Here is a 15,863-nt window from a genome sequence, read left to right as displayed (position 1 = left end):
AGCCTGGCGATACCGCACGCCTGAGCCATGGCGAATACCACCGGATCGACCAGGTGTCGGCCGGCGGCGTCTGGACCCTGTTCGTCACCAGCCGCTGGCAGGGCGAATGGGGATTTCTCGTCGGCGGCCGGAAGGTGCACTGGAAGACCTACACGGGAGAGCAGCAGTGACTCCCCCGATCTTCTGCCGCGGCACCGGCCGCACCACTGATAAATGCGACTGCCTGCGCTGCACGCCGCCGGCCAAGGAGCCATCCCATGCCCCAGCTTCCTGACGACGTGCGCGCGGCCCTGCTGCGCGACGCCAAGGCCTGGATTCTCACCCACTACTTCGGCGGCCGGCGGAAGCTCGAAGCCTGGAACGCCAATTACGCCAGCCTTACCGGCATCCAGTCCTATTCCCTGCCTGGCGATCGGGCGAAGAACCTGCGCCGCCTGGCCAAGCTCGTGGCCGATGGGCAGTTGGTGGAGCGCCCGCGCTACCGGAAAGGCATCGGCCCCCGGACGTTCACCCTTCCCCAGCCTCTGCTCGATGAGCTCGGCCGGCAGGCGCAGCGCGAATGGGAGGCCGTCGGCTACGTCGTCGACCAGATGATGGACCCTATTCCGGAGCCCGCACCATGCGCCCCATCCAACTGACCGTCGAGCACCGCCACGGCGTCAACGGTAAGCCCTACATGGTGATCGATGGGCTGCCGCGACTTGGCGCCGAACTCGACCCCGAGCAGGCCATGCAGCTCGGCCGCAACCTGATCCAGGCCGCCATCGTTGCCCAGCAGGGCGAGCGCGGTACCCGCCAATACCCCGCCGAGGACTGAAGCAATGAGCAGAAGTGGATATAGCGATGACTGCGGTGGGTGGGGTTTGATCTGCTGGCGGGGCGCGGTCAACTCCGCCATCAAGGGCCGGCGCGGCCAGGCCTTCCTGGTCGAGCTCCGCGACGCGCTGGACGCCATGCCGGAGAAGCGCCTGATCGCAGAGGAGCTGGAGGCCGACGGCCAGTTCTGCACGCTGGGCGTGCTTGGCGCAAAGCGCGGACTCGACATGGCCAGGCTCGACCCGGATTGCCGCGAAATCGTAGCGGCGGCTTTCGACATCGCGCCGGCATTGGCAGCCGAAATTGTCTACGAGAACGACGATCACCCTGGCGTCTACCAGCGGCAGCCAGACGGGTCGATGAAGTGGGGGCGAGAGACCCCGGAGCATCGCTGGCAGCGCATGCGCAATTGGGTTGAAGCCAGCATTCAGGAGGCGAAGCCATGACCGATCAGAAAGCCTGTGCCCTGTGCGGCGCGGGAGGGCACCTTGCTGCCCCGTGCAACTGGAACCAGTCGTCTACGGCCTTCCAGCGCGAGGATCGGTACATCGTCATCAAGCGCAAGGACATCGAAAGCATCCTCTATTCGGATCGCCCCGACCCCGAATCAGCTTGCGCTGTTGTTGATCTGAAGATAGCCCTGGAAAAGCTCACACCTTCTCTTCCCCCTCGCGAATACGTGGTCATCGAATCCGACTGGCCCGAGTACGAACCGACCTGGCGAGCGATCGAAGCGCGGCTTAGCGGCCAGCAGGCAGATGGCGCGCAGGGAGATCTGAAGCCGTGCCCGTTCTGTGGCGGCCAAGCACGCCTGACCCATGATGACTATGTGCACGAAGACATGCGGCCAATGCCTGTAGTTGAGTGCACGAAATGCCATACCTGGGTTCGCGCCGAGGCGTGGAACAGCCGCGCCGGCCAGGCTGGGCAGGTGCCGGATGGATGCGCCCCTGGCACTTACGCCATCGACTACCTCGACAACTGGGATGGCGAAGGTGATCGCTACTTCTGCATTGCCGAGAAGACTGCTGACGGGAAATGGATTCGCCACGAAAGCGGCCAGGAACTGCTGGAGTACAAAGGTGACGCGATTCTCGCGGCATGGCTGCTCGCCGCATCCGAGGCGCAGGAGTGTGACGAATGATCGAGCTTCGCCCTATCACGCGGGACCTGGCCGACCATTTCATTCGGCAACACCACCGGCACCACAACGTTCCGGTCGGAGCGCTCTGGCGTCAGGCTGTCCATGATGATGACGGAAACCTGGTCGGTGTAGCCGTGATTGGCCGCCCTGTCGCTCGAGCCCTGGATGATGGCCTGACGGCGGAAGTTACCCGCCTATGCACCGATGGCACTCCAAACGCTTGCAGCATGCTGTATGCGGCAGCGCGTAGGATCGCCCAGGACAAAGGCTATCGACGTGGCTTGACCTACATCCTGGCCAGCGAAAGCGGTGGCAGCCTCCGCGCCGCTGGTTGGCGCCTGTTGTGGGAGGTGAAAGGCAGAAGCTGGGATTGCCCGAGTCGGCCGCGAACTGACAAGCACCCAACCGAAGACAAACAGGCTTGGGGCTGGGGCTCCTGGCCGCTCGCCGCCGCGCCTCAGCCGGCGAAGGGGGAATGACCATGAGTGACGTGAAGACCTACCGATTCCCGGATGACACGTTCAAGACGCAGACGCGCTACGTGCTCGCGGCCGACTACCTCAAGCTCGAAGCCGAGAACCAGGCGCTCAGGGAGGAAGTCACAGCCCTGCGCGCAAGGGTGGTGGTTGTGCCGGAGCGTGATAGTTCGGAGGCAGATGAAGCTGCCGAGCTACGGGCGTTCAAGATTGGCTGGAACGCCTGCCTCGACGAACTGGCGCGCCTCAACGGCAAGGCGGTGAGCATGGCTGATATCAGGCCGAGGCTGGAAGCCATCGCATCGGGCCTGCGTCAACTCGGGCAACGCATGCAGTCGTCGGAGTTGAGTGATGCTTCATCAACTGGACGACTCGCTACGAGAGCGCTGCTCGAGCTGAGCGCCCTGCTCGACGAGGGGAAGGAGGCGAGCGATGCCTGAAGAACTCAAGCCATGCAAGTGCGGCCACAGCGGCGAACTGACCGGAATTCGCCACAAGGAAGGATTCCTCACGCTGCACTGCCCGGAGTGCCTGCACAACGTCGAGGCCTTCACTATTGAGGGGCTTGCCGAGCGCTGGAACGAGTCGGTAGCGAATAAAGAGGATGACGGCCATGCCTAAGCTCATCTGGCCGCGGCGAATGCTTCTCCGTGCAACGGAGTGGCTGGAATCCGCGATGCGTTGGCATCCTGACTACGACCGCAACGATCCAGAATGGAACGAACTGCAGAACGAGGTCACGGCGCTGAAGCGCGACCTGCGGCAGAAGGGAGGTCAGGATGGGCGCGATCATCAGTAAGTGCGGCCAATACCGCTACCTGCTCACCAGGGAGACAGGCCTGCTGCTGCCGGAGAAGCCCGGGGCGCTCTTCGTCATGCTCAACCCGAGCACCGCCGACGCCGCCCTGGACGATCCGACAATTCGACGGTGCCGGGGCTTCGCCACGACCTGGGGCTGCGCAGGCCTCGCCGTGGGGAATCTCTACGCCTACCGCGCGACGAACCCACAGGAACTGTGGAGGTGCGCCGATCCGGTCGGACCAGAGAACGACCAGCGGTTGGCGGCCCTGGCAGCAGAGTACGGCGACATCGTCTGCGCCTGGGGCGGCCATGCGAAGCCTGACCGCGTCGCTGCCGTGGTCGGCATCCTGCGTAGCGCCGGCGCACGCCTGTGGTGCCTCGGAACGAACAACGACGGGAGCCCGAGGCACCCGCTCTACATCAAGCAGGAACAGCCACTGATCGAGTGGCAGCCATAACCTGACCGAATCTTAATTTTCCCAACCCCGCCGGCCAGCGCCGGTGCGATGAGGTATTGCCATGAGCGCAGCAGAGAAGATTGACCGCTTCATGCGCCTCGATGAGGTGCTCCACACCACCGGCCTGGGCAAGAACACCCTGTATCGTCGGATTCGCGAAGGCTCGTTCCCGAAACAGGTTAGAATAGGCCCCAACTCGGTCGCCTGGCGTCAGTCCGATATCGAAACCTGGATGCGGCGAATCAGTCCCAGCAACGACCAATCAGTACATCAATCAGTACACCAGCTGCGCGAAATCCTCTGAGGTCAGCGCACCATCTGAATCACAGGAAATTTCGTGGAACTGTTCAAGGAATTCACTTTCGAGTCCGCCCACCGCCTGCCCCACGTGCCGGAGGGCCACAAATGCGGCCGCCTGCACGGCCACTCGTTCCGCGTGGCCCTGTACATCGAGGGCGAGGTCGACCCCTATACCGGCTGGATTCGCGACTTCTCCGAGATCAAGCAGATCTTCAAGCCGATCTACGAAACGCTCGACCACAACTACCTGAACGACATCCCCGGCCTGGAGAATCCGACCAGCGAGAACCTCTCGCGCTGGATCTGGCAGCAGGTCAAGCCGCTGCTTCCGGAACTGTCGCGGGTGCGGGTGCACGAGACCTGCACCAGTGGTTGCGAGTATCGCGGCGACTGAGTTCGCCACGACGCAAAAGCCCCGCTTCGGCGGGGCTTTTTCTTGGCCGCGGGATGGCGAGATCCGGCGCTCACGGAAACCCGTAGGGCGCATAACGCCTAGGGCGTTATCCGCCATGGCCGGCGCTTCCGACGCTCGGGCCGACGGCGGATAACCGCGAACGGTTATACGCCCTACGACAGGCGCGCGCGGGCGCGAACCCCACGCACCGCTACGGGACCGGATCAAGTGGCGGATAGCGCCGCGTCCCCAACGAAAAAGCCCCGCCAAGGCGGGGCTTTCTCGGGAGCGGCGCCTCAGCGAGCCGCCGCGCGACCGCCCTTCTTCTTGCCGCCCAGCAGGTGCGAGAACACCGCGTGGAGGTCGCCGGAGGCGCTGTCGCCTTCCAGGTTGAGCTTGTCGTCGATGTGCGCCATGTGGTGCATCATCAGGGTGACCGCCTTTTCCTTCTCGCCCTTCTCGATCGCGTCGAGAATCTCGTTGTGCTCGTCGAAGGAGCAGTGCGAGCGGCCACCGGCCTCATACTGGGCGATGATCAGCGAGGTCTGCGACACCAGGCTGCGCTGGAAGCTGACCAGGGGCGCGTTCTTCGCCATCTCGGCGAGCTTCAGGTGGAACTCGCCGGACAGGCGGATGCCGGCGCCGCGGTCGCCGCGGGCGAAGCTGGCCTGCTCCTGCACCACCATCTCGCGCAGTTCGGCGAGCGGTTCGGCGCTGGCGTTGTCCACCGCCAGTTCGGTGATGGCGCGCTCCACGGTGCGGCGGGCGAAGAGAATCTGCCGCGCCTCGTCGATGCTCGGGCTGGCCACGACCGCGCCGCGGTTCGGCCGCAGCAGCACCACCTGTTCATGGGCCAGGCGCGACAGGGCGCGGCGGATGATGGTGCGGCTGACGCCGAAGATCTCGCCCAGGGCCTCCTCGCTCAACTTGGTGCCGGGGGCCAGGCGCTGTTCGAGGATGGCGTCGAAGATGTGCGCGTAGACGATCTCGTCCTGCGTGCCGGTGCGGCTCTTGCCGTTGCGCGACGGCTTCTTGATCTGTTGCAACTGGTCGGTCATGGATCCTCAACCTTGTTGGGCGGGCCGATGGCCTGGGCGATCCCTGCGCCAGGTACGCGGTCACGGCGAAATGATGGCGATCAGTGTACACAAAACGCCCAGTCCCGCGCACGCGGCAGATCCACCTTCCCACGCACCCTGTGGGTACGCATCGGGCGTGATTCATGAACGAATCATCGGAAGGATTGTTTGTAAAAATCCGCAAAATCCGCACGAAACATTATTTGATTTTTTTGTATACAACCTCATAATCGCCGGCGTGACTTTCTGACCCTTGAGTCAAGAAACACACCCTCACAGCCTTCCGCCGAGCCAGGGACGCAGGTGAACCAGCCAGCGGCAAGGACCAACAACAAGAGCGTTGAGGAGTACCCGCTGTGGAAAGCACCAAACAAGAACAACAAGTCGCCTACACCTCCAGCCCTCCCGCCAGCGGCCTGCTCGAACGCCTGTTCAAGCTCAGCCAGCACGGCACCACGGTGAAGACCGAACTGGCCGCCGGCCTGACCACCTTCATCACCATGGCCTACATCATCTTCGTCAACCCGAACATCATGGCCGACGCCGGGGTCAACCACGGGGCGGCCTTCGTCGCCACCTGCCTGGCCGCCGCCCTCGGCTGCTTCCTGATGGGGCTGTACGCCAACTGGCCGGTGGGCCTGGCGCCGGGCATGGGCCTCAACGCCTTCTTCACCTACACCGTGGTCAAGACCATGAACTACAGCTGGGAGATCGCCCTCGGCGCGGTGTTCATCTCCGGCGTGCTGTTCATGCTGCTGACCTTCTCGCGCATCCGCGAATGGCTGCTCAACAGCATCCCGTCGAGCCTGCGCTTCGCCATGGGCGCGGGGGTCGGACTGTTCCTCGGGCTGATCGGGCTGAAGACCGCCGGCATCGTCGTGGCCAACCCGGCCACCCTGGTGCACATCGGCGACCTGACCAAGCCCGGCCCTCTGCTGGCGGCAATCTGCTTCCTGATGATCGCCGTGCTGGAGTACCGCCGGGTGTTCGGCGGCATCCTCATCAGCATCCTCACCGTCACCGTGGCCGGCCTGGCCCTGGGCCTGGTGCAGTTCGGCGGGGTGTTCTCGATGCCGCCGAGCCTGGCGCCGACCTTCCTCGCCATGGACATCGCCGGCGCCTTCAACGTGACCATGATCAGCGTGATCCTGGCCTTCCTCTTCGTGCACATGTTCGACACCGCCGGCACCCTGATGGGGGTCGCCCAGCGCGCCCACCTGGTGCGCGAGGACGGCCGCATCGAGAACCTGTCCAAGGCGATGAAGGCCGACAGCGCTTCCAGCGTCGCCGGCGCGGTGCTCGGCGTGCCGCCGGTGACCAGCTATGTGGAAAGCGCCGCGGGCGTCGCCGCCGGCGGCCGCACCGGGCTGACCGCGGTGACCGTGGGCGCGCTGTTCGTCGCCGCCATGTTCTTCGCCCCGCTGGCCGGCATGATCCCCGCCTACGCCACCGCCGGCGCGCTGATCTACGTGGCCATGCTGATGATGGGCGGGCTCGCCCACATCGACTGGAAGGAACACACCGAAACCATCCCGGCCATCGTCACGGTGATCATGATGCCGCTGACCTTCTCGGTCGCCGACGGTATCGCCCTGGGCTTCGTGACCTACGTGGTGATGAAGGTCTTCACCGGCCGCCACAAGGACGTGACCCCCAGCCTGTATGCACTCTGCCTGATATTTGTAGCCAAATTTATCTTCCTGTAATCTGGAGACGCCCCGCCACGGCCTCGGCGCAGCAGCGCCGGGGCCTTTTGCATTCGAGAGCCCGCGATGAACCTGGAAACCTGGCTGCTGTTCAGCAGCGCCGCCCTGATCGTGATCCTGATTCCCGGCCCGCTGTCGCTGCTGATGGTCAGCAACAGCCTCAACTACGGCCTGCGCCGCTCGTTGCCGGCGTTCCTCGGCGGGGTCAGCGCCTCGCTGTGCCTGCTCAGCGCCTCGGCCCTCGGCCTGGGCGCGCTGCTGCTGGCTTCGGAGAAGCTGTTCAGCGTGCTCAAGGTGCTGGGCGCGCTCTACCTGTTCTATCTCGCCTGGCAGAGCTGGAAGGAATCCCGCGTCGCCGGCCAGCCGCGCGCCGCCGAGGAACTGCCGGTCAACCCGGGCTTCCGCAGCCTGTACTGGAAGGCGTTTGGCCTGGGCGCCTCCAACCCCAAGGACATCCTGTTCTTCGCCGCCTTCCTGCCGCAGTTCCTCAAGGCCGACCACCCGCTGTGGCAGCAGCTGCTGGTGATGATCGTCACCTGGGCGGTGCTCGACTTCGCCTGCAAGCTGTTCTACGGCCTGAGCGCGCGCGGCGCCGCGCACTTCCTGCGCTCGGGCAAGGGCCAGGTATGGTTCAACCGCGGCAGCGCCGCGCTCTTCGCCACCGCCGGCGGAGCTTCGCTGCTGAGCCGCTGAGGCTGAACAGCATGTAGGGCGGATAACCGCGAACGGTTATACGCCCTACGGCCCTGACTCCCGCACCAATGCACAACGAAACGTAGGGCGCATAACGCCTACGGCGTTATCCGCCATCGCCCTCCGGCAACGATGTTCCGGCCAACGGCTGAGCCCCCATCCCGATACGCCCCCTCTGGCCCACGCCCGCGAATCGCGCACATGGCGCGCTCCTGCGCAGGGGAACGGCGCCGGCCCAGCCGAAACACGGGCAAAAAAAGGCCCGCCAGGGGCGGGCCGATGGGACTCCACGAAGAGTCGGGGGGAAGCCGGTCAGCGGCTAGCTGCCGCGATAGGTCGAGTAGCTGTACGGCGAGATCAGCAGCGGCACGTGGTAGTGGTCGCTTTCCGAAGCGATGCCGAAGCGCAGCACCACCTGGTCGAGGAACGCCGGTTGCGGCAGCTGCACGCCACGGGCGCGGTAGTAGTCACCGGCGTTGAACAGCAACTGGTAGACGCCGGGACGGAAGTCCTCGCCCTGCAGCAGTGGCTCGTCGCAGCGGCCGTCGTCGTTGGTCACGCGGGTGGCGACCAGCTCCAGCTGCTGGCCTTCCACGCGGTACAGCTCGATCTTGATGCCATGGCCGGGGCAGCCGTGGGCGGAATCCAGTACGTGCGTCGTCAAACGTCCCATGGGCTCTGGGCGACCCCGGCGCGGCCGGTGGACGCCGTCCTCCTCTCGGTGTGGGGGTGGATGGCTGCCCACCGGTTGGCACGGGCGGGCGTTTGGATAGGGGGAAAATACGACATGCGCGAAACATTGTATACAAAAAAATTCACCACTCCGCCCCGCCATGGCGCCCACGCACCGTCATGCGGCATCCCGGCCCGGCAAGACCAGTGCAATGCCCGCCAACAGCGGAGCTGACCGTTCAGGCAGGTTATTTGCTTACTGACAAGGGCTGAAGGAAAGGCGATCGATGGGAGCTTTTGCGCGGCCGATTGTATTTACATTCCGCAACGCAACTTGTATACAATGTCTCGCATCACGGTGACGCACGCCTCACCGCCCGCGCCGCCCCCAACAAGAAGGAACCCCGCAGTGAGCGCCGACTACCCACGCGACCTGATCGGTTACGCCGACAACCCTCCCCACCCGCACTGGCCGGGCGACGCTCGCATCGCGCTGTCCTTCGTCCTCAACTACGAGGAAGGCGGCGAGCGCTGCATCCTGCACGGCGACGCCGAGTCCGAGGCCTTCCTTTCCGAAATGGTCGCCGCCCAGCCGCTCAAGGGCGAGCGCAACATGTGCATGGAATCGCTGTACGAGTACGGTAGCCGCGCCGGCCTCTGGCGCCTGCTCAAGCTGTTCCGCAAGCACGACCTGCCGCTGACCGTGTTCGCCGTGGCCATGGCCGCGCAGCGCCACCCCGAGGCGATCAAGGCGATGATCGCCGACGGCCACGAAATCTGCAGCCACGGCTACCGCTGGATCGACTACCAGTACATGGACGAGGCCCAGGAGCGCGAGCACATGCTCGAAGCCATCCGCATCCTCACCGAGCTGACCGGCGAACGCCCGCAGGGCTGGTACACCGGCCGCCTCGGCCCGAACACCCGGCGCATCGTGCGCGAGGAAGGCAACTTCCTCTACGACTCCGACACCTACGACGACGACCTGCCCTACTGGGACCCGGCCAGCACCGCCGAGAAGCCGCACCTGGTGATCCCCTACACCCTGGACACCAACGACATGCGCTTCACTCAGGTGCAGGGCTTCAACAAGGGCGATGACTTCTTCGAATACCTCAAGGACGCCTTCGACGTGCTCTACGCCGAAGGCGCCGAGGGCGCGCCGAAGATGCTCTCGATCGGCATGCACTGCCGCCTGCTCGGCCGCCCGGCGCGCCTGGCCGCGCTGGAGCGCTTCATCCAGTACGTGAAGGGCCATGAGAAAGTGTGGATCGCCCGCCGCGTCGACATCGCCCGCCACTGGCACGCGACCCACCCGTTCAAAGCCCAGGAGAGCCAGGCATGAGCCGCTTCCAGACCCTCACCCCGGCCAGCCTCGACCGCGCCGCCTTCGTCGCCGCCTTCGCCGACATCTACGAGCACTCCCCCTGGGTGGCCGAGAAGGCCTACGACCTGGGCGTGGACGAAAGCCTCAACGACATCGAGCGCCTGCAGCAGCGCATGGCCGACATCCTCCTGTCGGCCAGCCACGAAGCCCAGCTGGCGCTGATCAACGCCCACCCGGACCTCGCCGGCAAGGCCGCCGTGCGCGGCGAACTGACCGCCTCCAGCACCTCCGAACAGGCCGGCGCCGGCATCCACGAATGCACCGCCGAGGAGTTCGCCCGCTTCAACGAACTCAACGACGCCTACAAGGCCAAGTTCGGCTTCCCCTTCATCAAGGCGGTGAAGGGCAGCGACCGCCACCAGATCCTCGCGGCCTTCGAGGAGCGCATCCACAACACGCCGGAGCAGGAGTTCCAGACCGCCCTGGCCGAAATCAACAAGATCGCGATGTTCCGCCTGCAGCAGCTGTGAGCGCGCAGGACCGGACTAACACGTCACCAAGGAGAACAAGATGAGAACCTACAACGCTCCCTTCGAGAAATTCGTCAACCTGGCCGACGAGCGCCTGGGGAGCAAGGTGATCAGCGTCACCGACGAATGGTTCGCCGCCGCCAGCCGCATGCTGCAGCCCACCCCCGCGGTGTGGAAGGAAGGCGTCTTCGACGACAACGGCAAGTGGATGGACGGCTGGGAATCCCGCCGCAAGCGCTTCGAGGGCTATGACCATGCGGTGATCCGCCTGGGCGTGCCGGGTTCGATCAAGGGCGTGGACATCGACACCAGCTTCTTCACCGGCAACTTCCCGCCGTCGGCCTCCCTCGACGGCTGCTTCGTGGCCGAGGGCGAGCCGACCGACGACACCCAGTGGACCGAAGTGCTGTCCTCCGTCGAGCTGCAGGGCAACAGCCACCACTACCACGAGATCAACGACGCGCGCCCCTACACCCACCTGCGCCTGAACATCTACCCGGACGGCGGCGTGGCGCGCCTGCGCGTGTACGGCATCCCGTTCCGCGACTGGGCCAAGCAGAACCCCAACGAGCAGGTCGACCTCGCCGCGGCCCTGAACGGCGGCCGCGCCCTCGCCTGCTCCGACGAGCACTTCGGCCGCATGAGCAACATCCTCAACCCCGGCCGTGGCGTGAACATGGGCGATGGTTGGGAAACCGGCCGCCGCCGCACCCCGGGCAACGACTGGGTGATCGTGGCGCTGGGCCACGCCGGCATCGTCGAGCAGATCGTCGTCGACACCCTGCACTTCAAGGGCAACTACCCGGAAAGCTGCAACATCCAGGCGGCCTTCGTGAAGGGCGGCACCGACAGCCAGATCGCCACCCAGAGCCTGTACTGGCGCGAGCTGCTGCCGAGCCAGAAGCTGCAGATGCACAACGAGCACACCTTCATCGAGCAGATCCGCGAACTCGGCCCGATCACCCACATCCGCCTGAACATCTTCCCGGATGGTGGCGTCAGCCGTCTGCGCCTGTTCGGCAAGGTGGCCAAGTAAGGCACCGGTGTCGCGCCGTCACGCCACCGCGAACGTGGGGACCCGGAATCTCTGGGCTCCCGCGTTCGCGGGAGTGACGCCACCGGTGAACGGTCCCGGGCTCGCCCGGGCAGATGACAATGACTACAAGTGACCAGCCATGCGTACCCTGAAGATCGAACCGTTGACCAAGGAAGCCTTCGCCCCGTTCGGCGACGTCATCGAGACCGAAGGCAGCGACTACTTCATGATCAACAACGGTTCCACCCGCCGTTATCACAAGCTCGCCACGGTCGAGACCGCGCAGGCCGAGGATAAGGCGATCATCAGCATCTTCAGCGCCGAGGCGCTGGAGATGCCGTTGCGCATCCGCATGCTGGAGCGTCACCCGCAGGGCAGCCAGGCGTTCATTCCGCTGCTCGGCAATCCTTTTCTGGTCGTGGTCGCGCCCCTTGGCGACGTGCCTGTACCGGGTCTTGTCCGCGCCTTCCTGACCAACGGAAAGCAGGGCATCAATTACCACCGCGGCGTCTGGCACCACCCGGTGCTGACGATCGAAAAGCGGGATGACTTCCTGGTGGTCGATCGCAGCGGTTCTGGCAACAACTGCGACGAGCATTTCTTCACCGAGGACGAGCAACTGCTCCTCGACCCCCAACTAAACTAATAAGAGAGGCCCGTTCGCCGCGACGCCGGCGCCCGGGCATGAGGTAATGACTGTGGAAGCACATCTCATCGAATGGGCGAACCTGCTGGTTCGCTGGATTCACATGATCGTCGGCATCGCCTGGATCGGTGCCTCGTTCTACTTCGTCTGGCTGGAGAACAACCTCAACCGGGTCAATCCGCGCGAAGGGCTCTCCGGTGACCTCTGGGCGATCCACGGTGGCGGCATCTACCACCTGGAGAAATACAAGCTGGCGCCGCCGAAGATGCCGGACAACCTCCACTGGTTCAAATGGGAGGCCTACTCCACCTGGCTCTCGGGCGTGTGCCTGCTGACCATCGTGTTCTACCTGAACCCGACCCTCTACCTGATCGCCCCGGGCAGCGACCTGGCGCCCGCCGCGGCCATCGCCATCGGCATCGGCTCGCTGGTCGCCGGCTGGTTCGTCTACTCCACCCTGTGCGACTCGCCGCTGGGCAAGACCCCGGGCCTGCTCGGCGCCATCCTGTTCGTCCTGCTGGTGCTCGCCGCCTACCTGCTGAGCCAGGTGTTCAGCGGCCGCGGCGCCTACCTGCACGTCGGCGCGATCATCGGCACCATCATGGTCGGCAACGTGTTCCGGGTGATCATGCCGGCCCAGCGCGCGCTGGTTAAGGCCATCGAGGAAGGCCGCGAGCCCGACCCGGTGCTGCCGGCCAAGGGCCTGCTGCGTTCGCGCCACAACAACTACTTCACCCTGCCGGTGCTGTTCATCATGATCAGCAACCACTTCCCGAGCACCTACGGCAGCCACTACAACTGGCTGATCCTGGCCTGCATCGCGGCGCTGGCGGTGATCGTGCGGCACTACTTCAACACCCGCCACAACGGCAACGGCATGGCCTGGGCGCTGCCCGCCGGCGCCGTGGGCATGATCGCGCTGGCCTTCGTCACCGGCCCGAGCCTGCAGAACGCCGCGCCGACCAGCGCCAGCGCGCCGGCGAAGATCGAGTACCAGCCGCTGCCGGAAACCGCCATTGGCGGCAAGAGCCCCGCCGAGCGTGCCAAAGAGGAAGCCGCCAAGCCCGCCGAAGCGCCGACCCAGGCGCAGGCCGGCAGCGCGGAGGACTTCGACAAGGTCCATCACGTGATCCAGGAACGCTGCGTGGCCTGCCACTCGGCGAAACCGACCAGCCCGATGTTCAGCGCGGCGCCGGCCGGCGTGATGTTCGACACCCCGGCGCAGATCCAGGCCCAGGCCGCGAAGATCCAGGCCCTGGCCGTGGCCTCGCAGGTGATGCCGCTGGGCAACATCACGCAGATGACCCAGGACGAGCGCAACCTGCTCGGCACCTGGATCGCCAAGGGCGCGCAGACCAATTGAGCTGACGCCCGCGACAGAAAGAACCGCACCTCCGGGTGCGGTTTTTTTATGCCCCGGAAAAGCGCCGATGGGCCTGCACGCAAGGCTTGCAGGGTCAGTCATCGATGCGACCCGGGCGGCTACACTCCAGGAAATCAGGCTCTCCGGGAGAGACAGCGATGAAGCGCGCCTTTCATTACACCCTCAGATGTTTGATTGTCGGGCTGCTGCTGATCGCCCCGATCTACCTCGCGATCCTGGCGCTGCTCAAGGCCATGGGGTCGATGGGCAAGTTGATAAGCCCGTTCACCCGGTTGCTGCCCGAGAGCCTTCCCGCCGAGCAGATCCTCTCGCTGCTGCTCGTCCTGCTGATCTGCTTCCTGCTGGGCGTCACCCTGCAGACTCGCCGGGGCCAACGCCTGCGCACCCAGGCGGAACTCAACCTTCTGGAACGAATCCCCGGCTACGGGATACTGCGCAGCCTGACCCTGCAACTCTCCGGCGAACGCGACGAAGGCAGCTGGAAACCCGCGCTGGTGGAGATCGAGGAAGCGCTGGTACCCGGCTTCATCATCGAAACGCTGGATGCCGACCGCTATACCGTCTTCGTGCCCTCCATCCCCACCCCTTTCGCCGGCGCCGTCTACATCATCGACGCCAGCCGGGTGCACCCGCTGGACGTCCCGTTCACCACCGCGCTCAGGGTCGTCAGCAAGTGGGGCGCGGGTGCCGGCGAGCTGGTCGAAGCCATGGAAAGACAGCAGGCGAAATCGACCGGTCAATGACCCGCCCCCGCCCGTGGCGCCCGCCGCAACGAAAAAATGTAGTCCCACCCGACCTACGGCTACATCCGGGTCAGGCCCCGGAGCGCGCGGGCTAGAGCCTGGCGAAACCACCCATCCACAAGCCGACCGATAAGTTGTATACAAAAACATATTGAAGCGAATACACATCGCAGTTATAACGTTCCGCACCGCTTCACCCGCACGGCCCCGGGGGTGTCGCGAGCCAGTACTACCCGGTCGCCGAGCCTGATCGGCGCCCACCGTGACACAACAATAAAAATCGAGGTGTTGCATGTCCGAGGTAACTGAGCGCCGCGCCGCCGGCTCGCCCGTCGACCAGCGTCTGCCGTTGCTGCAGCTGCTGCTGGTGGGTTTCCAGCACGTGCTCCTGATGTATGGCGGCGCCGTGGCCGTCCCGCTCATCGTCGGCCAGGCCGCCGGCCTGTCCCGCGAGGAAATCGCCTTCCTGATCAACGCCGACCTGCTGGTCGCCGGCGTCGCCACCGTGGTCCAGTCGCTGGGCATCGGCCCGGTCGGCATCCGCATGCCGGTGATGATGGGTGCCAGCTTCGCCGCCGTCGGCAGCATGGTGGCCATGGCCGGCATGCCCGGCGTGGGCATCAACGGCATCTTCGGCGCGACCATCGCCGCCGGCCTGTTCGGCATGCTGGTGGCGCCGTTCATGAGCCGTATCGTGCGCTTCTTCCCGCCGCTGGTGACCGGCACCGTGATCACCTCCATCGGCATGTGCCTGTTCCCGGTGGCCATCAACTGGGCCGGCGGCGGCAAGGGCGCGGCCCACTTCGGCGCCCTGGAATACCTGTTCCTGTCCAGCCTGGTGCTGGCCGCGATCCTGCTGGTCAACCGCTTCCTCAAGGGCTTCTGGACCAACGTCTCGGTGCTGATCGGCATGCTGCTCGGCTACATCGTCGCCAGCGCCATGGGCATGGTCGACCTCTCCGGCATCGATTCCCGTCCGGCCTTCGAGGTGGTCACCCCGCTGCACTTCGGCGCGCCCAGCTTCCACCTGGCGCCGGTGCTGTCGATGTGCCTGGTGGTGCTGATCATCTTCGTCGAGTCCACCGGCATGTTCCTCGCCCTGGGCAAGATCACCGGCGACGAGGTCTGCCCGCGGCGCCTGCGCCGTGGCCTGCTGTGCGACGCCAGCGCGTCCTTCGTCGCCGGCTTCATGAACACCTTCACCCACTCTTCATTCGCCCAGAACATCGGCCTGGTGCAGATGACCGGGGTGCGCAGCCGCTTCGTCACCGTGGCCGCCGGTGGCTTCCTGGTGCTGCTCAGCCTGATGCCCAAGGCCGCCTACGTAGTCGCCTCGATCCCGCCGGCGGTGCTCGGCGGCGCCGGCATCGCGATGTTCGGCATGGTCGCCGCCAGCGGTATCCGCATCCTCCACGAGGCGGACATCGTCGACCGCCGCAACCAGTTGCTGGTGGCGGTGAGCATCGGCATGGGCATGGTCCCGGTGGTGCGTCCGGACTTCTTCGCCGCCCTGCCCGCCTGGATGGAACCCATCACCCACAGCGGCATCGCCATGACCGCGATCTGGGCCGTGCTGCTCAACCTGCTGTTCAACATCCTCGGCGAGCGGGGCCGCGACGCCCTCTGCGGGCACCACTGACGCCGACGCTTTCGGCGGG

At 65.4% G+C, this 15,863-nt stretch carries 22 protein-coding genes; 20 read left to right on the top strand and 2 right to left on the bottom strand.

Going from position 1 to position 15,863, the window contains the following annotated elements:
• Positions 1-257 precede the first annotated feature (257 nt).
• The 11 genes from P3W75_RS09060 to queD all read left to right on the top strand — a co-directional run bounded on the left by P3W75_RS09060 (position 258) and on the right by queD (position 4,389).
• Positions 258-638 carry a hypothetical protein gene (locus P3W75_RS09060; RefSeq protein ID WP_276227039.1) on the top strand — a complete coding sequence of 127 codons (381 nt, stop codon included), beginning with the start codon at positions 258-260 and terminating at the stop codon, positions 636-638.
• The gene (locus P3W75_RS09055; protein ID WP_276227038.1) at positions 620-817 is read left to right on the top strand and encodes a hypothetical protein; all 198 of its coding nucleotides are present in this window, start codon (positions 620-622) and stop codon (positions 815-817) included. Before P3W75_RS09060 ends, P3W75_RS09055 begins: the two co-directional genes overlap by 19 nt.
• Positions 818-821: 4 nt before the next feature.
• Positions 822-1,262, top strand: coding sequence for a hypothetical protein (locus tag P3W75_RS09050; RefSeq protein ID WP_276227037.1), 441 nt, complete (start codon positions 822-824; stop codon positions 1,260-1,262).
• Positions 1,259-1,960: a hypothetical protein gene (locus tag P3W75_RS09045; protein WP_276227036.1), complete on the top strand. Its 702-nt coding sequence runs from the start codon at positions 1,259-1,261 to the stop codon at positions 1,958-1,960. The genes P3W75_RS09050 and P3W75_RS09045 overlap by 4 nt, the downstream gene beginning before the upstream one ends.
• Positions 1,957-2,439: an XF1762 family protein gene (locus tag P3W75_RS09040; RefSeq protein WP_276227035.1), complete on the top strand. Its 483-nt coding sequence runs from the start codon at positions 1,957-1,959 to the stop codon at positions 2,437-2,439. Before P3W75_RS09045 ends, P3W75_RS09040 begins: the two co-directional genes overlap by 4 nt.
• Before the next feature lie 2 nt (positions 2,440-2,441).
• Entirely contained in the window at positions 2,442-2,876 is a 435-nt protein-coding gene (locus tag P3W75_RS09035; RefSeq protein ID WP_276227034.1) for a hypothetical protein, read from the top strand.
• A complete protein-coding gene (locus P3W75_RS09030; protein WP_276227033.1) occupies positions 2,869-3,057 on the top strand; it encodes a hypothetical protein in 189 nt (62 codons plus the stop codon). Before P3W75_RS09035 ends, P3W75_RS09030 begins: the two co-directional genes overlap by 8 nt.
• Positions 3,050-3,235, top strand: coding sequence for a hypothetical protein (locus tag P3W75_RS09025; protein WP_276227032.1), 186 nt, complete (start codon positions 3,050-3,052; stop codon positions 3,233-3,235). Before P3W75_RS09030 ends, P3W75_RS09025 begins: the two co-directional genes overlap by 8 nt.
• The gene (locus P3W75_RS09020; RefSeq protein WP_276227031.1) at positions 3,216-3,695 is read left to right on the top strand and encodes a DUF1643 domain-containing protein; all 480 of its coding nucleotides are present in this window, start codon (positions 3,216-3,218) and stop codon (positions 3,693-3,695) included. The genes P3W75_RS09025 and P3W75_RS09020 overlap by 20 nt, the downstream gene beginning before the upstream one ends.
• Positions 3,696-3,756: 61 nt before the next feature.
• A complete protein-coding gene (locus P3W75_RS09015) occupies positions 3,757-3,999 on the top strand; it encodes a helix-turn-helix transcriptional regulator (protein ID WP_276227030.1) in 243 nt (80 codons plus the stop codon).
• Between the two features lie 33 nt (positions 4,000-4,032).
• A complete protein-coding gene (gene queD, locus P3W75_RS09010) occupies positions 4,033-4,389 on the top strand; it encodes a 6-carboxytetrahydropterin synthase QueD (protein ID WP_276227029.1) in 357 nt (118 codons plus the stop codon).
• Positions 4,390-4,685: 296 nt separating this feature from the next.
• Here queD and P3W75_RS09005 read toward each other — a convergent pair whose 3' ends face one another.
• Complete coding sequence (locus P3W75_RS09005; protein ID WP_276227028.1) at positions 4,686-5,447, bottom strand: GntR family transcriptional regulator; 762 nt, start codon at positions 5,445-5,447, stop codon at positions 4,686-4,688.
• A 377-nt stretch (positions 5,448-5,824) separates the two neighbouring features.
• Here P3W75_RS09005 and P3W75_RS09000 point away from each other — a divergent pair, with 377 nt between their 5' ends.
• Together P3W75_RS09000 and P3W75_RS08995 are read left to right on the top strand one after the other, a co-directional pair.
• A complete protein-coding gene (locus P3W75_RS09000) occupies positions 5,825-7,174 on the top strand; it encodes an NCS2 family permease (RefSeq protein WP_276227027.1) in 1,350 nt (449 codons plus the stop codon).
• 66 nt (positions 7,175-7,240) lie between these two features.
• Positions 7,241-7,867 (top strand): LysE family translocator, encoded by a 627-nt coding sequence (locus P3W75_RS08995; RefSeq protein WP_276227026.1) that lies wholly within the window; start codon positions 7,241-7,243, stop codon positions 7,865-7,867.
• 319 nt (positions 7,868-8,186) lie between these two features.
• Here the strand turns inward: P3W75_RS08995 and uraH are convergent, their stop codons facing one another.
• Complete coding sequence (gene uraH, locus P3W75_RS08990) at positions 8,187-8,540, bottom strand: hydroxyisourate hydrolase (RefSeq protein WP_276227025.1); 354 nt, start codon at positions 8,538-8,540, stop codon at positions 8,187-8,189.
• Between the two features lie 408 nt (positions 8,541-8,948).
• Here uraH and puuE point away from each other — a divergent pair, with 408 nt between their 5' ends.
• The 7 genes from puuE to P3W75_RS08955 all read left to right on the top strand — a co-directional run bounded on the left by puuE (position 8,949) and on the right by P3W75_RS08955 (position 15,844).
• Positions 8,949-9,884 (top strand): allantoinase PuuE, encoded by a 936-nt coding sequence (gene puuE / locus P3W75_RS08985; RefSeq protein ID WP_276227024.1) that lies wholly within the window; start codon positions 8,949-8,951, stop codon positions 9,882-9,884.
• A complete protein-coding gene (uraD, locus tag P3W75_RS08980; RefSeq protein WP_276227023.1) occupies positions 9,881-10,396 on the top strand; it encodes a 2-oxo-4-hydroxy-4-carboxy-5-ureidoimidazoline decarboxylase in 516 nt (171 codons plus the stop codon). The genes puuE and uraD overlap by 4 nt, the downstream gene beginning before the upstream one ends.
• Before the next feature lie 40 nt (positions 10,397-10,436).
• Positions 10,437-11,432, top strand: coding sequence for an allantoicase (gene alc, locus P3W75_RS08975; protein ID WP_276227022.1), 996 nt, complete (start codon positions 10,437-10,439; stop codon positions 11,430-11,432).
• Between the two features lie 139 nt (positions 11,433-11,571).
• Positions 11,572-12,078 (top strand): ureidoglycolate lyase, encoded by a 507-nt coding sequence (locus P3W75_RS08970; RefSeq protein WP_276227021.1) that lies wholly within the window; start codon positions 11,572-11,574, stop codon positions 12,076-12,078.
• Positions 12,079-12,130: 52 nt separating this feature from the next.
• On the top strand, positions 12,131-13,441 hold the full coding sequence (locus P3W75_RS08965) for a urate hydroxylase PuuD (protein WP_276227020.1): 1,311 nt from the start codon (positions 12,131-12,133) through the stop codon (positions 13,439-13,441).
• Between the two features lie 158 nt (positions 13,442-13,599).
• Positions 13,600-14,205, top strand: a complete 606-nt coding sequence (locus tag P3W75_RS08960; RefSeq protein WP_276227019.1) for a DUF502 domain-containing protein — start codon at positions 13,600-13,602, stop codon at positions 14,203-14,205.
• A gap of 292 nt (positions 14,206-14,497) precedes the next feature.
• On the top strand, positions 14,498-15,844 hold the full coding sequence (locus P3W75_RS08955) for a nucleobase:cation symporter-2 family protein (protein ID WP_276227018.1): 1,347 nt from the start codon (positions 14,498-14,500) through the stop codon (positions 15,842-15,844).
• The last annotated feature ends 19 nt before the right edge of the window (positions 15,845-15,863 follow it).

This window comes from Pseudomonas citronellolis, assembly GCF_029335315.1.
Taxonomy (GTDB): Bacteria; Pseudomonadota; Gammaproteobacteria; order Pseudomonadales; family Pseudomonadaceae; genus Pseudomonas; species Pseudomonas citronellolis_A.
The sequence above is the reverse complement of the archived record's forward strand: the minus strand, read 5'-3'. Positions and strand labels throughout refer to the sequence as shown.

Coding starts and splice junctions, on each gene's coding strand:
- P3W75_RS09060 (WP_276227039.1), top strand. CDS start 258: ATGCCCCAGCTTCCTGACGACGTGCGCGCGGCCCTGCTGCGCGACGCC.
- P3W75_RS09055 (WP_276227038.1), top strand. CDS start 620: ATGCGCCCCATCCAACTGACCGTCGAGCACCGCCACGGCGTCAACGGT.
- P3W75_RS09050 (WP_276227037.1), top strand. CDS start 822: ATGAGCAGAAGTGGATATAGCGATGACTGCGGTGGGTGGGGTTTGATC.
- P3W75_RS09045 (WP_276227036.1), top strand. CDS start 1,259: ATGACCGATCAGAAAGCCTGTGCCCTGTGCGGCGCGGGAGGGCACCTT.
- P3W75_RS09040 (WP_276227035.1), top strand. CDS start 1,957: ATGATCGAGCTTCGCCCTATCACGCGGGACCTGGCCGACCATTTCATT.
- P3W75_RS09035 (WP_276227034.1), top strand. CDS start 2,442: ATGAGTGACGTGAAGACCTACCGATTCCCGGATGACACGTTCAAGACG.
- P3W75_RS09030 (WP_276227033.1), top strand. CDS start 2,869: ATGCCTGAAGAACTCAAGCCATGCAAGTGCGGCCACAGCGGCGAACTG.
- P3W75_RS09025 (WP_276227032.1), top strand. CDS start 3,050: ATGCCTAAGCTCATCTGGCCGCGGCGAATGCTTCTCCGTGCAACGGAG.
- P3W75_RS09020 (WP_276227031.1), top strand. CDS start 3,216: ATGGGCGCGATCATCAGTAAGTGCGGCCAATACCGCTACCTGCTCACC.
- P3W75_RS09015 (WP_276227030.1), top strand. CDS start 3,757: ATGAGCGCAGCAGAGAAGATTGACCGCTTCATGCGCCTCGATGAGGTG.
- P3W75_RS09005 (WP_276227028.1), bottom strand. CDS start 5,447: ATGACCGACCAGTTGCAACAGATCAAGAAGCCGTCGCGCAACGGCAAG.
- P3W75_RS08995 (WP_276227026.1), top strand. CDS start 7,241: ATGAACCTGGAAACCTGGCTGCTGTTCAGCAGCGCCGCCCTGATCGTG.
- uraH (WP_276227025.1), bottom strand. CDS start 8,540: ATGGGACGTTTGACGACGCACGTACTGGATTCCGCCCACGGCTGCCCC.
- uraD (WP_276227023.1), top strand. CDS start 9,881: ATGAGCCGCTTCCAGACCCTCACCCCGGCCAGCCTCGACCGCGCCGCC.
- alc (WP_276227022.1), top strand. CDS start 10,437: ATGAGAACCTACAACGCTCCCTTCGAGAAATTCGTCAACCTGGCCGAC.
- P3W75_RS08970 (WP_276227021.1), top strand. CDS start 11,572: ATGCGTACCCTGAAGATCGAACCGTTGACCAAGGAAGCCTTCGCCCCG.
- P3W75_RS08960 (WP_276227019.1), top strand. CDS start 13,600: ATGAAGCGCGCCTTTCATTACACCCTCAGATGTTTGATTGTCGGGCTG.
- P3W75_RS08955 (WP_276227018.1), top strand. CDS start 14,498: ATGTCCGAGGTAACTGAGCGCCGCGCCGCCGGCTCGCCCGTCGACCAG.